This is a genomic window from Bradyrhizobium sp. Kon58 (assembly GCF_055807455.1).
Genome location: NZ_JBVVOT010000342.1, coordinates 1 through 295 on the forward strand (window position 1 = coordinate 1; position 295 = coordinate 295).

At 65.4% G+C, this 295-nt stretch carries 1 protein-coding gene; it reads left to right on the forward strand.

Going from position 1 to position 295, the window contains the following annotated elements; genetic code table 11:
* Positions 1-295, forward strand: a 295-nt coding sequence (locus AC0L20_RS40705; protein ID WP_473295778.1) for a thiolase C-terminal domain-containing protein, incomplete at both ends; no start/stop codon positions are given.

Sequence of the window (295 nt, forward strand, 5' to 3'; positions counted from 1 at the left end):
GGCGCCAATGCATTCGCCGAGGCCGGGCTTACGCCTGCGGATATCCGCTACGCCTCGTTGTACGACAGCTTCACCATCACCGTACTGATCCAGCTGGAAAACCTCGGTTTCTGCGCACCCGGCCGAGGCGGTGCGTTCGTCGCCGATGGCCAACTGATCAGCGGGGTGGGCAGGTTGGCCGTCAACACCGACGGCGGCGGATTGTGCAACAACCACCCAGGCCATCGCGGCGGCATGGTCAGGTTGATCGAGGCGGTGCGTCAGTTACGTGGCGAGGCGCACCCGGCGGTGCAAC